At 72.3% G+C, this 13,414-nt stretch carries 10 protein-coding genes and 1 pseudogene; 4 read left to right on the top strand and 7 right to left on the bottom strand.

Annotated elements, in window-relative coordinates:
* Positions 1–59 precede the first annotated feature (59 nt).
* Positions 60–3,869, top strand: coding sequence for a hypothetical protein (locus AB0E19_RS00260; RefSeq protein WP_362170699.1), 3,810 nt, complete (start codon positions 60–62; stop codon positions 3,867–3,869).
* Position 3,870: 1 nt separating this feature from the next.
* On the opposite strand, the gene AB0E19_RS00255 is transcribed toward AB0E19_RS00260, so the two are convergent.
* Both AB0E19_RS00255 and AB0E19_RS00250 read right to left on the bottom strand, forming a co-directional pair.
* Positions 3,871–4,029 (bottom strand): hypothetical protein, encoded by a 159-nt coding sequence (locus tag AB0E19_RS00255; protein ID WP_362170696.1) that lies wholly within the window; start codon positions 4,027–4,029, stop codon positions 3,871–3,873.
* Positions 4,030–4,031: 2 nt separating this feature from the next.
* The gene (locus tag AB0E19_RS00250) at positions 4,032–4,934 is read right to left on the bottom strand and encodes a hyaluronoglucosaminidase (RefSeq protein WP_362170694.1); all 903 of its coding nucleotides are present in this window, start codon (positions 4,932–4,934) and stop codon (positions 4,032–4,034) included.
* Between the two features lie 142 nt (positions 4,935–5,076).
* On the opposite strand from AB0E19_RS00250, the gene AB0E19_RS00245 reads away from it, so the two are divergent.
* Entirely contained in the window at positions 5,077–5,652 is a 576-nt protein-coding gene (locus AB0E19_RS00245; RefSeq protein ID WP_362170692.1) for a TetR/AcrR family transcriptional regulator, read from the top strand.
* Between the two features lie 69 nt (positions 5,653–5,721).
* Entirely contained in the window at positions 5,722–6,342 is a 621-nt protein-coding gene (locus AB0E19_RS00240) for a DUF4865 family protein (RefSeq protein ID WP_362170690.1), read from the top strand.
* 14 nt (positions 6,343–6,356) lie between these two features.
* Here the strand turns inward: AB0E19_RS00240 and AB0E19_RS00235 are convergent.
* The 3 genes and pseudogenes from AB0E19_RS00235 to AB0E19_RS00225 form a co-directional block, all read right to left on the bottom strand.
* Positions 6,357–6,608, bottom strand: a pseudogene (locus AB0E19_RS00235) (hypothetical protein); the annotation flags it as partial.
* Between the two features lie 276 nt (positions 6,609–6,884).
* Positions 6,885–7,898 carry an EcsC family protein gene (locus AB0E19_RS00230; protein WP_362170687.1) on the bottom strand — a complete coding sequence of 338 codons (1,014 nt, stop codon included), beginning with the start codon at positions 7,896–7,898 and terminating at the stop codon, positions 6,885–6,887.
* A gap of 646 nt (positions 7,899–8,544) precedes the next feature.
* A complete protein-coding gene (locus AB0E19_RS00225) occupies positions 8,545–9,048 on the bottom strand; it encodes an N-acetyltransferase (RefSeq protein WP_362170684.1) in 504 nt (167 codons plus the stop codon).
* A 302-nt stretch (positions 9,049–9,350) separates the two neighbouring features.
* Here AB0E19_RS00225 and AB0E19_RS00220 point away from each other — a divergent pair, with 302 nt between their 5' ends.
* A complete protein-coding gene (locus tag AB0E19_RS00220) occupies positions 9,351–9,680 on the top strand; it encodes a DUF6422 family protein (protein WP_362170681.1) in 330 nt (109 codons plus the stop codon).
* Positions 9,681–9,921: 241 nt separating this feature from the next.
* On the opposite strand, the gene AB0E19_RS00215 is transcribed toward AB0E19_RS00220, so the two are convergent.
* Together AB0E19_RS00215 and AB0E19_RS00210 are read right to left on the bottom strand one after the other, a co-directional pair.
* On the bottom strand, positions 9,922–11,742 hold the full coding sequence (locus AB0E19_RS00215) for a serine/threonine-protein kinase (RefSeq protein WP_362170678.1): 1,821 nt from the start codon (positions 11,740–11,742) through the stop codon (positions 9,922–9,924).
* Positions 11,743–12,012: 270 nt separating this feature from the next.
* Positions 12,013–13,404 (bottom strand): NAD(P)-binding domain-containing protein, encoded by a 1,392-nt coding sequence (locus AB0E19_RS00210; protein ID WP_362170675.1) that lies wholly within the window; start codon positions 13,402–13,404, stop codon positions 12,013–12,015.
* Positions 13,405–13,414 lie beyond the last annotated feature (10 nt).

Genomic DNA, 13,414 nt, shown 5'->3' with positions numbered 1-13,414 from the left:
CGCCTCCCTGGCAGCCGAGGCACCAGAGTTCGCACGTCACGGGAGGGGGCAGCTCCTTCATGGCCGGACGTGACCTCCACGTCCGCTACGGACACGAAGGGCGCAGCACGGTGCCCGGGCCCGGCGCCGACCAAGTGCCGTGCCCGTACCCGGGCCTGGCTCCGTTCGACGCCGGGCGCAAGCAGTGGTTCCACGGCCGTGAGCACATGGTGCACCTCGTGTGCGAGCGGCTGGACGCCCGGATGCGCGAGGGCGGCCCGCTGGTGCTGATCGGCCCCTCGGGGGCCGGGAAGTCGTCCCTGATCGCGGCCGGGATGCTCCCCGCCCTGGACGAGGGCCGGCTCCCGGTGGAGGGTTCGAGCACCTGGCCGCGGCTGCTGCTGACCCCGACGGCCGCCCCGGCCCTGGCACTGGCGGCCGCCGCCGGGCTGGACGCCGAGACCGCCCGGCAGACGGCACCGCGGTGGCGGGCCGATCCCGCGCAGTGCCTCGACGAGCTGCGCGGGATCGCGAGAGCCTCCGACGCGATCACCGGAGCCGCCGACGCGACGTCCATCGGGGAGTCCGCCCCCGGGGGCCTGGTCGTCGTGGTCGACCAGTTCGAGGAGCTCTTCACGGCCTGCGGCGACGAGACCGAACGGCAGTGGTTCATCGATGTGCTCGACCGGCTGGCCCGGCCCACGGGAGGCGCGGTCGTGGTGCTGGGGGTGCGCGCGGACTTCTACGCCGCCTGCACGGCCCATCCGCAGCTCAGAGAGGCCCTCCAGGCCGGAGCGGTCCTGCTGGAGCCGATGACGGAGGAGGAACTCAAGGACGCGATCCGCCGCCCGGCCGCAGACGTGGGACTCGACGTCGAGGACGGCCTGGTGGAGGTGCTGCTCGCGGACCTGGGCGCTGCCGGGGGACCGGTCGGGACCAGTACCACCGGCCGGCTGCCGCTGCTCGCCCACGCGCTGCGGGCCACCTGGCAGCAGCGCCACGGCCACACCCTCACCGTGGACGGATACCGCGTCACCGGCGGCATCCAGGGCGCCATCGCCACCACGGCCGACAGGCTGTACGAGATCCTGCCGCCGCCCGGCCGGGAGGCCGTACGGTGGGTGTTCCTGCGGCTCGTCATCGTGGGACGCGACGCCGACGACACCCGACGGCGCGTCCGGTACGAAGAACTGCTGCGCCACGCGCCGGACCCGGAAGCGGCCGGCAGAGTCCTGGACGACTTCACCCGCGGCCGGCTGCTGACCCGGGACCAGGACGCCGTGGTGATGACACACGAGGTGCTCATCCGTGCCTGGCCCCGGCTGCGGGACTGGATCGAGCACGACCGCAACGGCAACCTCGTACGGCAGGAGCTGGAAGAAGCGGCCGCGCTCTGGGAGCGGGCCGACCGGGAGGCGGCCGCGCTGTACCGCGGCAACCGCCTGGAGGCCGCACTGGAGTGGGCCGCGACACACGGGCCGGAACTCAGCGGCGCCGCCCGGGCCTTCCTGACGGCCGCCCGCCGCCACGAGCAGCGCGGGAAACGGCTCCGGCGCGCCGCGGTCGCCACCATCACGGCCCTGGCCGTGGTCGCCTCGCTGGCCGCGGTGTTCGCCTTCCAGCGGGAGGGCGACGCCCGGAAGTCCGCCGACCAGGCGTTGAAGGACCGTGACCGGGCCGTCACCGCCGCCGTCACCTCGGCGTCCGTGCAACTGGCACCGACCGATCCCTCGTTGTCCGCTCAGCTCGCGCTGACGGCCTACCGCATGGATCCGACCCTGGAGGCGGAGTCCCGGCTCATCACGACCGCCAACACGCCGCTGGCCACCCGGCTGCCCGGCCCGACCGGCACGGTGAGCAGCGTGGCGTACAGCCCCGACGGGCACATGCTGGCCGCGGGGAACCTCGACGGGAACCTCCTCCGGCTCTGGGACGTCTCCGATCCCGACCGTCCGGCGGCGCTGGGCAGACCCGTCCCCGTGGACCGCGCCGTCGACGCGATCGAGACGCTCGCGTTCAGCCCGGACGGCCGGGTGCTGGCCGTAGGAGGCCACACGAGCGACACGGGCGACGGCGGTTCCGGCGGATTCGTCGAGCTGTGGAGCCTGACCAGCCCCAGCCACCCGGTCCTGCTCGGCCGACTGAGGAGTCCCGCCGTCAGTGACTGGGACGCCCTGTCCTCCGTCGAATCGCTGGCGTTCAGCCCCGACGGCCGTACCCTCGCCGCCGGACGGAGAGTCGGACTCGTCAGCCTGTGGAACGTCACCCGCCCCCACGACGTCGCCCCTGCGCCGGCGCCCCTGGACCTCGACTGCGCCGAACTCGCCTCCTACAGCATCGCGTTCAGCCCCGACGGCCGTACCCTGGCCACCTCCTGCCACGACGCATCCGGCCCCATCCGCCTGTGGAACACCACCGACCCGGCCCGCCCCGGCCGCTCCCTGAAGGCCGGACATCCCGTCCTCTCCGTGGCGTTCAGCCCCGACAGCCGCACCCTGGCCGCCGGATCCAAAGGCGGCGAGGTCGACCTGTGGAAGGTCGCGGACCCGGGTCACCCCACCCCCTTGAAGAAACAGCTGACGGGTTCCGGTCGGCCCGCCATGTCGGTGGCGTTCAGCCCGGACGGCCACACCCTGGCAGCCGGCGACGCCGATGGCGCCATCTATCTGTGGAACGTCAGCCACCCCGGGGCCATCGGCCCGCTGGGCCGGCCGCTGACCGGCCCCGGCGACACGGTGACCGAGGTGGTGTTCAGCCCGGACAGCCGCACCCTCGCCGCCGGGAACGCCGACGGCAACGTCGATCTGTGGCATCTGCCGCCGACCCGGATCATCGGCGCCGGAGGCAACGTGGCCTCCGTGGCGTTCAGCCCCGACGGGCGGACGCTGGCCGCCGGAAACCAGAACAAGACCGTCTCGCTCTGGAACACCGCCGACCCCCACCATCCCGCCCCACTCGGCGATCCGCTCACCGGCCCCGGCGACCTGGTCACCGCCGTGGCGTTCAGTCCGGACGGGCGCACCCTGGCGGCCGGCGACGGCGGCGGCACCGTCACGCTGTGGAACACCGCCGACCCCACCCGGCCCGTCCGCTTCCGGGAGACCCTCACCGGGGCGGACGGGCTCATCTTCTCCCTGGCGTTCAGCCCCGACGGCGACACCCTGGCAGTGGCCGGCGACGACGAGGACGGCGGCATCGCCCTGTGGGACGTCGGCGACCCCGCGCACCCCGTCGAACGGTCCGGCATCTCCAACGACCGCACGAGGTCCGTCTACTCCCTGGCGTTCAGCCGCGACGGCACGATGCTGGCGGCCGGGGGCGACGGCAGCAACGGCGAGGTCGGCCTGTGGAGTACGACGGACCCCGGGGAACGCATCGGGCAGCCGATCGCCCAGCCGAACGCCACCGCCACCTGGGTGGCGTTCAGCCCGGACGGCCGCACCCTCGCCACCGGGAACAGCCGCGGCACCGTCACCCTGTGGGACGCCACCGACCCCCACCACCTGACGCGCAGGGGTACGCCCCTGACCGTGCCCGGCGGCAGCGTGTGGTCGGTGGCCTTCAGCCCCGACGGGCGCACCCTCGCCGCGTCCGGCCACACCGACAAGGGCACGATCAACCTGTGGAACGTCACCGATCCCGACCGCCCCACCGACATCGGCCTGCCACTGACCGTGGAGACCGGCTTCGTCGCCGTCCTCGCGTTCAGCCCCGACGGGCACACCCTGGCCGCCACCACCGACGACGGCGTGGCCACGCTCTGGGACCTGAACGTCGACTCCGCCATCAGCCGCGTCTGCGCCGCGAGTTCCGGGGCCCTGAGCCCGCAGCAGTGGAGGCGGTACGTCCCCCAACTGCCGTACGACCCGCCCTGCACGACCGCCAAGTGATTCAGGAGCCGTCCGGTTCGGGGGCCGGCCCGGTGGCGGCCAGGTGTTCTCGCAGGGCGGAGTTCTCGGCCTCCAGGAGCGCGATGCGCTTGCGGGCGAAGTACAGTTCCATGACGGCGTCCTGGAACTCGGCCACGAGCTGTTGGGGGGTCAGTTCCATGGTCAGGCCGATCCGATCTCGGTGACGGCACCGGAGGGGCCGCGCCACTTGAGCGCGCCGCCCTCGGCGTAGAGGACACCGCCGTTCGTCGGGTCGGAGGCCGGGACGGTCGTGGCGTTGCGGATGCCGATCACGCCGTCGCCGCCACCGTACGATTCGCCGCTCGTGACGCCGAACATGGCGTTGTGGACGGCCAGCGCGCCGCTGTTCAGGACCCGCAGTCTCGCGGTGCCCGTCCGGTCACGTATCTCGATCAGGCGGCTGCCGGTGTCCTCGTTGGCCTGCATCAGGAGCCCGATGGGGGAGGTGCGCTGGGCGATCTCCACCCGGCCGCGCGGCGTGGCGCCGATCGCCACGCCGATGCCGACGGCCCCGGAGCCCTTGACCACGAAGTCGTCCACGGCGTTGTTCCGCAGCGTGAGGAGGTTGCCCTTGGTGGGGCCCGTGGAGTGGGTGACGAAGATGCCCTGGGCGGCGGTGCCGCCCGACTCGTCGGTGACGCCGTCGGTGTCCAGGTAGACGGAGATCGCCGCGGCACCCGCGTCGGAGGCGTCCGCGTGGCCCCGGTGCAGGATCTTCAGCGTGCCCCGGCTCTTCTCCGTCCCGGACAGGTACATCGCCGAGTCGTTCGGGTTGTCGGAGACGACGTTCAGGGCGACGCCGTTGCCGGCCACACCCGCCTGGTGGACGGTCAGGGCGTGGAGCTTCGACGTCGCGGTCGTGGACACGGTCCTGAACGTCGACGTCGTACCGCCCTCGGTGCGGAAGTTGCGGGCCAGCACCTCGCCCGGGTACGTCACGTCACCCTCGGCCTGCTCGGCGGCGGACGCGGTTCCCGCACCGGCGGCCACCGTCACGGCCCCCGCGGTGAACGCCCCCAGGAAAAGTCTGCGCGTACTGGTCACTCTCACTCCTCGTCACGACCTGATCGACAGTCCGGCAGGCTACGCCGAGGCGACGGCCCGCACCAGAGTCTCCAAGCGGGTGCGGGCGCACCGCCGACCGGTCCTCGCCAACGCTGTACCTACTGGTATGTACACTGAGCGCATGGATGCTGCGGAACGTCTCATCGAGAGCACGCGCGAACTGCTGTGGGAACGCGGTTACACAGGGACCAGTCCCAAGGCGATCCAGCAGAGGGCCGGCGCCGGGCAAGGCAGCATGTACCACCACTTCACCGGGAAGCCGGATCTGGCGCTCGCCGCGATCGAGCGCACCGCCGAGGAGATGCGGGCCAAGGCCGAGGCACAACTCTCCGGCCCGGGCACCGTGGTGGACCGCATCACCGGCTACCTGCACCGGGAGCGGGACGTCCTCAAGGGCTGCCCGATAGGGCGCCTGACCCAGGACCCGGACGTCATGGCCGACCCCGCGCTGCGGGCCCCCGTCGACGAGACCCTCGCCTGGCTGCGGACACGTCTCGCCGAGCTGATGTCCGAGGGGCGCGCGAGCGGTGAACTGGCCGCCGCGCTCGACCCGCAGACGACCGCCGCCGCGGTCGTCGCGACCCTGCAGGGCGGCTACGTCCTGGCCCGCGCCGCCGGCTCGGTACAGCCGTTCGACCAGGCGATCGCGGGGGTACTCGGCCTCCTGGCCGCGTTCCATTCCACCGCGCACGAGTAGAAGCGCCCCGCCCACCCCACGGGCCGGATCCTTCGACTCTCCACCCCGCGATGAAAGGATGCTTCGCCGATGCACGCCATGCAGTACGAGATCACCCTGCCCGCCGACTACGACATGCAGATCATCCGCAAGCGGGTCACAGCCGGCGGCCACGCCCTCGACGACCGCGCCGGCCTGGGCCTGAAGGCGTACGTCATCCGCGAACGCGGCGCCCACGGCTCGCCCGTCAACCAGTACGCGCCCTTCTACCTGTGGAACGACACCGGCGCGATGGCCCACTTCCTCGCCGGCGGCGGCGGATTCCAGAACATCGTCCGGGACTTCGGCCGCCCTGCCGTCCGGCACTGGTCCGGCATCGCCTGCCATGCCGGACCCGCCCGCACCGCACCTCCCGTGTCGGCCTCGCGCCGTCTCACCGCGATCCCCTCCGACATGGACCCGGACGGCACTGGACTCGGCCTGTCGGCATGCGTCGAGCGCGAGGTCGAGCAACTGCGACAGCTCCGCGACCATGAGGGCGTCCACACCGCCGCGCTCGCCGTCGATCCCCACCATTGGCAACTGATGCGCTTCGTGGTGTGGGCGGACACCTCCGCACCGGAAGAGGAGGACACCGAGCGCTACGAGGTGCTCCACCTCTCCGCCCCCGGCCTCGGAGAGCTGCCGGAGGGGCAGGCCTGGCAGGCCTGAGCGGACCGACTCGGCTATGCGTGATCGCCCACGGCGCCGTTGCCGAACGCGGTGTCGGCGCTCTCGCCGCCCCAGCCGGTGGGGCTGCGCCAGATGACATGGACGTGGAAGACGTCGCGAATCGTGTCCACCGACCAGTCCTCGGAGGGCGGTTCGGACAGGACGAGGTAGAGGCCGTCGGCAGAGTCGGGCAGCGTGTGGTCGATCTCGAGCAGCCGGGTCGCGCCCGACCGGAGGTCCGCGTAGGCGGAGCGGCCCGCGCCCAGCGCGCCGGCCTCTCACCCCGCTTCGGCGGAACCGGGCCGCGGCGGAGGGTGAGGACGAGTGGCCGGTCCAGCACGGTCAGGCTCTGGTGCTGCGGGTGAGGGCGACGCCGCGTAGCACTCGTACGTATGATCCCACCGCCCCCTGTTCGCCGGTCCACGGATCGACCGGGGACGGGCCGCGCCTTGCCCCCGGCGAACCGGCCGTCCGGCGAACGGGCGAACCGGCCGAACGGGAGATGTCCCGTCCCGCCGGGGGCATGCGACGGCGACCGTCACTCACATGGCGGTGGCCCGGGGAGCGTCACCCTGATCGGCCGCCAGCGCCGCGGGCAGGGGCAGCCCGTACTTGTCGCACAGGAATCGGGTCTGGCAGTACCGCTGGGCGTCGGCGGCCACTCTGCCGAGGACCGCGGAGTTCATGCCCGCGCTGATGAGGACGCCCACGAACGGTACGACCTTGGCGACGCTCTGGACCGACACCTTGGAGCCGGCCGGACCCAGCTGCTGCATCAACTTCTCGAGTGCGGCGAGGAGCTGGTGGTCGTTGCGGAGCTTGCTCGACCACCTCACGCGGCCCTTGACCGCCTGCGCCGCCTGCGCGGTCCTGTGCAGGGGCTCGGCCTTGGCCGCCTGCGTCATGAAGGACCGGCGCACCAGACGCTGGATGAAGAGCTGCTCGTCGGGGTCCTTCGCGTCGTAGCCGTAGGAGTACGCGATGCGCGAGGCCATCGAAGCGCTCAGGACCTGGATCACGAGGATGTCCGCCGTCATCGCGGCGGGGATTCCGGCGACGGGGACCATGGCCAGCAGCCCCATGGCGCCCCCTTCGAGGGCGCCGGCGGTGCGCCACTTCAGGGTGTTGGCGGTCAGCAGCCGGTCGCAGACCTTGAGGTCCTGCTGTCGCAGGTCCGTGAAATCGTCCAGTTCGATGCCACGCTTGCGGGCGAGCTTCTCGACGCTCTTCGGATCGTTGAGCTCCAGCGCCAGGTCGTTGACCAGTTCGAGCAGTGCTGTCGCGGCTCCGACCGCCGGTCGCATGGCCGTGTCGGCGATCGCGTCGCCCACGCGCCGCATCGGATCCTTGACCGATTCCGGCACGGCGCCCCTCACGCGGCCCATGGCGTTGGCCGCGGCCTCGCCGGTGCGACCGAGCGCGCTGCTCGCCCAACTCGGCAGGACCCGGCGGTTCATGCGGCGCTCCCAGTGGTCGTTGAGCGCTCGCCAGACCTGCTCCTCGTACGCGTTCATCCGGGTCGTGGCGTCGACCACGGGGGCGGCGTAGGTGGTCATTGAGGTTCTCCGTCTCGACTGTGATCGCTGGGGGAGCGGTGTCCCATGGACCGATCCGCGGGTGAAGTCGCAGCAGGCGGAGCGATGTCCGCCATGGGTCTCTCCTCGCCGACCGGCGTGAGGAGCCCATCCCGCGTGGCGCCCCTCGAACTCGCCCTCCCCGCGGTGCCGGAAGAGACACCGCCCCGGGCGTGCGCCCGTACCCCACGGCAACAACTACCAGAAACACCTTGGTGACGGACAGTCAATCAACGGATCGGTGGGCGAGCTCCTGGACGAGCACCGCCGCAGTCCATCGGCCAGGCCCTCACCTGGTCGTACACGGGTCCGAGTGCGTACGCCTTCGCGAGCCCGGCCCGGCGGCGTGAGTGCATCGGCGGCGCGGATGTCCGCGCCGCCCCCCAGCGCCCCGGCAGCACCACGAACCGCCGTCGGCGTAGCCTCCGGTGGTCCACACGAAGGCGATGTCGCGGTGCCTACGGCGCAGCCGCATCAACAGGCCCGCCACGAGATCCCCCTGCGACCAGGCCGCGGGTCGCGTCCGTCATGTCCGACGGTTCCCGGCTCACCGGGCTCGGATGGCCGGCCGCGCTGTCGTGCGTACACACGAGTCAATCGCACGACAGGGCGGTCGAGTCGAACCCGCCTACGCGTCGGGATGCTGCGGCAGGGCGAGCCAGTCCGACCAGGAGATCTCGCGGCCGAGGAAGCGCGGCTGCTCGAACGGCCAGTCGGCGGCGATCCACTGCGGCACCAACGCGTCGAAGGCCTGCTCGACCTCGCTGCCCACCAGCTCGTCCACCACCCACCAGGAGATCTCGCCGTCCGCGCCGGCCCGCTCCGGCGGGTCGATGTAGACACAACCGAGCAGAACCGTCTCCGCCGCGTCGAACAGCGCGTAATTGAAGGACTGGTGCGCGGCGATCTCCTTCTCGTGCCGCAAGAGGTCGGCCTGGTCGGCCTCGTAGGTCATGGTCTCCGCCGGCCAGCCCCAGGCCGGACCGAAGATGGTCCACAGCCGTTCGCGCGAACCCATGACGGCCGGATAGTCGAGAGGGGTGTCCGCCTCCCGGATCGGCCGCAGGTGATGGTCACCGCCCGGCAGCGGTACCAGGACGGGGTGGACGAAGTCATCGGGAAGCCAGCTCATGGCGCCCGACCGTAACAGGGCGGGGCCGTCCGCTCCCCTGCATTTTCCCGCACACCACCAGGGCTCTGCACTCGTGCCGGGCGAGGCCCGCCCGCTGCCCGGGCCCTGGTCGCCCGCCCTCACCTCGCCCGTCCCGACCTCGCCCGTCCTCACCTCTGCCGTGTTGTCGCGCTGACCCGCCGCTCCGCTCGGGAAACCCGCGTTTGCCGTTCGTCGGCTTGTTGCCCCTGACGGATGGGCCGGAGGAGCCGTGCGGGCGCGCCGTGGGGGATCGGCTCGTGGTACCTGGTAGGACGACAGCCGTGAACTGGAATGACAGAACGGAATCCCAGAGCCGGACCCTGGCCGAGGTGGGCGCTCTGCTCATCGAAGCCCGTCGTAAGGCCGCGGACCTCGTGCGCGCCTCGGGCGCGTACCTGTCCCCAGAGGAACGCGACTGGGTCGGCCGTCCCTGTATGGCCGAACTGGATCCACCGCCGAGCCCGCACTCCTGCGGCTGCGAGGACTACGGCGGCCCGGGAGGAGAAGAACCCTGCCTCAACACCTGGACCGACTTCACCGGCCCGGACTTCGGCACGGGATCGCCCACCAGGACCTGCGAGCACACGGAATCCGAGCACGCCCAGATCTGACCGATTGCCCAGATCCATGTCCTGGACGACGAGTCCGAGGGCGACCTCGGCGAGGTAGGGGCCGAACAGACGGTTTCCGACGGGCTTGGCGTCACCGAGGACGCCCTGGCGATCGGGACCGCGGTCAACGTCACCGTGACGGTCACCGTCGAGGGACGTCTCCACCGGCAGTGCGGGACCAGGGCTGCCTTGAGGCGGTCAGTGCTCCGCCTCGGCGTGGGTGTCGGAGTGCGGACGTCGCTCAGGGACCGAGGGCACCCTCGGGCTCGGGCGGCACGGGTGTGCGTGGGCTCACGAGGTCGAGCAGTTCTACGCCGAGAGGGGGAGGTGAGAAGGATCCGATGTACTCACGTGCCAGTTCGAGGAGTTGGTGGTGGCCGTCGGGGCCGTCGGGGATCGCCGACCCGCGTCGGCGTGCCGTCGCGCCGTCGATGGGTGGTCGGTGCGGGCGGCGGGGCCGGCTTTCGGCGACCTCGATGCGGACCTCGGCCGATCTGAGGATGGAGGGCAGGGTGAAGGCGTCGAAGTCGTTCGAGGGCTCGTGGGCGCCAAGGTAGGCGGCGAGTTCCTCGTGGGCTTGACGCATGAGGTTCCGTGCGCCGATGAAATCGCGGTACCGGGTGGCCCGTCGCTCGGCCAGACCCGCGAGCGATTCGACGCGGACCGCGCGCATCGTGATCTGCGAGAGCATCCGCATGGCCTCGTCCATGTCCGTGTCCGACACGGTCCGCGCGGCATGGCCGAGCGCCTGGGCGCGCTTGCGCGGGTCGGCGATGTGATCGAGGTAGGAGAGGGCGAGAGCGGGTTCCGGGGCGGACATGGTCAAGGAGAACCAAGCGCTGTCCGCGTGCTTGCCGGGAGGCAGGCGCCGGGCGAGGGTGACGGCACGCGCCGGTTCGTCCGTACGGGCCAGGTGGCCCACCAGCTGCGACATGGAGTCGTCGTCGTGACCGAGGTGGTGCTCGGCCGCCGCGAGGAGGCCGGCGACGCGTCTCGGCATCATGTGCTGCCAGCACGCCACGAGTTGGCCGAGGCTCATCATGAACCAGCCCGGCCGCGGGAGGTCGTCCCACAGGCGGGCCTCGGCCGTCTCGACCAGTTCCAGTGCGAGCGCGGGGCTCACCCGTGCCGCGAGCTCGGCCGCCTGCGCGAGTCTGAAGCAGTCGGTCGAGGTTCTGAGCCGGGCCAGGAGCCAGGCCACCACCGGCCCCTCGACGGTACGGCCGTCACCCCCACGAGCCACGGGCAGCACCCCACCGGGCAAGTCCCGTACCCGGGCGAGAACGGCGGCCACGTGGCGCGCCGATCGCGGCCGGCGCGCGGGATCCTTCTCCAGCAGCGCGGCCACGAGCCGGACCAGTTCGAACGGCAGGTCGGGCCGCAGGCTGTGCAGTGGGGGAGGGGTCTCCTCGGAGTGCCGGCGCATCAGGACGTAGTAGTCCCCGCTGAAGGGCGGGGTGCCGACGAGCAGCGCGTACAACACACAGCCGAGCGCGTACAGGTCGCACCGGAAGTCGACGCGATCGCCGCGCCACTGCTCGGGGGCCATGTACGCCGGAGTGCCGAACGGACGTCCGGTCACGGTCAGGCCGCTGGTCGAATCGGCGGTGCGGGCGATCCCGAAGTCGCAGATCCTCACACGGCCGTCGTGCTGGCGGAAGAGGTTCGCCGGCTTGAGGTCCCGGTGGACGATGCCGTGCTCGTGCGCGGCGGCGAGAACCTCGGCGCTCTGCAGGGCCAGGTTCACGGCCTCGCCCAGGGGGAGTCCCGAGGGGTTCCCGGCCAGGGCGGCGCTCAGATCCGAACCCTCCAGCAGTTCCATGATGATGTACAGCCGTCCGGCGTCCTGCCCCGCGTCGTAGACGGGGACGACGCCCGGATGGCGTACCCGGCCGCCGATGACGGCCTCGCGACGGAACCGGGCCACGGCCTCGTCGCCTCCTCCCTCGGACATCATCAGCTTCACGGCGACGAGTCGACGCGTGTCCAGGTCGAGGCCCTTCCAGACCTCGCCCATCCCGCCCCGGCCGATCAACTCGACCAGCTCGTACCTGCCTGCCAACCGTTCCGCAGCCTGCACGGCTCCCCCCGAACCTCGAACACGCATCGGATGGAGACCTCGCCGGCCCCACCGGTTCTGTTTCCAGAAACGCGTTTCCCGCCGAGTCGGGTTCCCATGCGGCCGGGCCCCGGTGTGCGTGTGCGTGGCTCGCGCGGAGCACTCGGGCGCATCGGAGGCGCGGCCGCAGCCGAACCGCTGGACGGTCGGGCGTCGGTCGTCGGTCGTCGCTGGTCCGTTCCGCCGGCTGCGGTGGGGTGCCGACGGTGGTCGTCAGCCGCAGGAGGGCGCCTGGGCCGGCGTGCCGAGCTGGATCAGGGCCGGGGCGGGGGCGCAGCAGCCGCCGCCGTCGGACGGGGTGTCGGCGGCCGGCTGGTCGAAGAGGCCGGCGCCGCCGCAGACTCCGGTTTCCGGGAGGACGAGTTCGACGCGTCCGGCTGCCTCCTGGTCGCCGGCGATGGCGGCGACGATCGAGCGGACCTGCTCGTAGCCGGTGAGGGCGAGGAAGGTCGGGGCGCGGCCGTAGGACTTCATGCCGACGAGGTAGACGTCCTGTTCGGGGTGGGAGAGCTCCTTGACGCCGTGCGGGTAGACGGTGCCGCAGGAGTGCTGGTTGGGGTCGATCAGCGGCGCGAGCTCGACCGGAGCCTGGAGGCGCTCGTCGAGGCCGAGGCGGAGTTCGTCGAGGAACGTGAGGTCGGGGCGGAAGCCGGTGAGGACGATGACCTCGTCGACCGGGTCGAGGCGACGGCCGTCCTCGGCGACCAGGACCAGGCGGCCGTCGGTGTCGCGCTCGATCGCGTCGGTGCGGAAGCCGGTGACGGCGTCGGCGTGTCCTTCGTCGACGGCGGCCTTGGCGGCGAGGCCGAGGGCGCCGCGGGCGGGGAGCTGGTCGGCGGTGCCGCCGCCGAAGGTGGAGCCGGAAAGGCCCCGGCGCAGGATCCAGGTGGCGTGCGTGTCCGTGCCGTCGTCGGACTGCGCGAGGTCGGCCAGCGCGGCGAGGGCGGTGAACGCGGAGGCGCCGGAGCCGATCACGGCGATCCGCTTGCCCGCGTAGCGGGCGCGGGAGGAGGGGTCGTTCAGGTCGGGGACGCGGTACGAGACGCGGTCGGCCGCGGCCTTCTCGCCGAGGGCCGGGAGACCGGAGGCCCCGGCCGGGCTCGGGTTCGACCAGGTGCCGGAGGCGTCGATGACGGCGCGGGCGAGGATCCGCTCCTCCCGCCCGTCGGCGTGCGCGACGTGGACGACGAACGGCTGCGACTCACGGTCGGCGTCGACGATCCGGTCGCGGCCGGCCCGCGAGACGCCGGTGACCCGAGCGCCGAGACGGACCTTGCGGCCGAGGACGTCCGCGAGCGGCTGGAGGTAGAGCGCCGCCCAGTCGCCGCCGGTCGGGTAGGTCGTCGCGTCGGGCTTCACCCAACCGGTGGGGGCGAGGAGCTTCTCGGCGGCCGGGTCGGTGACCTCGCCCCAGGTGGAGAACAGTCGGACGTGCGCCCACTCGCGCACGGCCGCGCCCGCCTCGGCGCCGGCCTCCAGGACCAGCGGCTCGAGACCGCGACCGGTCAGGTGGGCGGCGGCGGCCAGACCGACCGGACCCGCGCCGATGACCACGACGGGCAGTTGGTCGGCGGTGGTGGCGGTGGTGGTGACGGCGGCGGTCATGGCGAGTCCC

It is taken from the genome of Streptomyces sp. NPDC047974, assembly GCF_040653375.1.
Classification (GTDB): domain Bacteria; phylum Actinomycetota; class Actinomycetes; order Streptomycetales; family Streptomycetaceae; genus Streptomyces.
This window is presented reverse-complemented; position numbering and strand designations above follow the sequence as displayed.

Coding starts and splice junctions, on each gene's coding strand:
- AB0E19_RS00260 (WP_362170699.1), top strand. CDS start 60: ATGGCCGGACGTGACCTCCACGTCCGCTACGGACACGAAGGGCGCAGC.
- AB0E19_RS00255 (WP_362170696.1), bottom strand. CDS start 4,029: ATGGAACTGACCCCCCAACAGCTCGTGGCCGAGTTCCAGGACGCCGTC.
- AB0E19_RS00245 (WP_362170692.1), top strand. CDS start 5,077: ATGGATGCTGCGGAACGTCTCATCGAGAGCACGCGCGAACTGCTGTGG.
- AB0E19_RS00240 (WP_362170690.1), top strand. CDS start 5,722: ATGCACGCCATGCAGTACGAGATCACCCTGCCCGCCGACTACGACATG.
- AB0E19_RS00230 (WP_362170687.1), bottom strand. CDS start 7,898: ATGACCACCTACGCCGCCCCCGTGGTCGACGCCACGACCCGGATGAAC.
- AB0E19_RS00225 (WP_362170684.1), bottom strand. CDS start 9,048: ATGAGCTGGCTTCCCGATGACTTCGTCCACCCCGTCCTGGTACCGCTG.
- AB0E19_RS00210 (WP_362170675.1), bottom strand. CDS start 13,404: ATGACCGCCGCCGTCACCACCACCGCCACCACCGCCGACCAACTGCCC.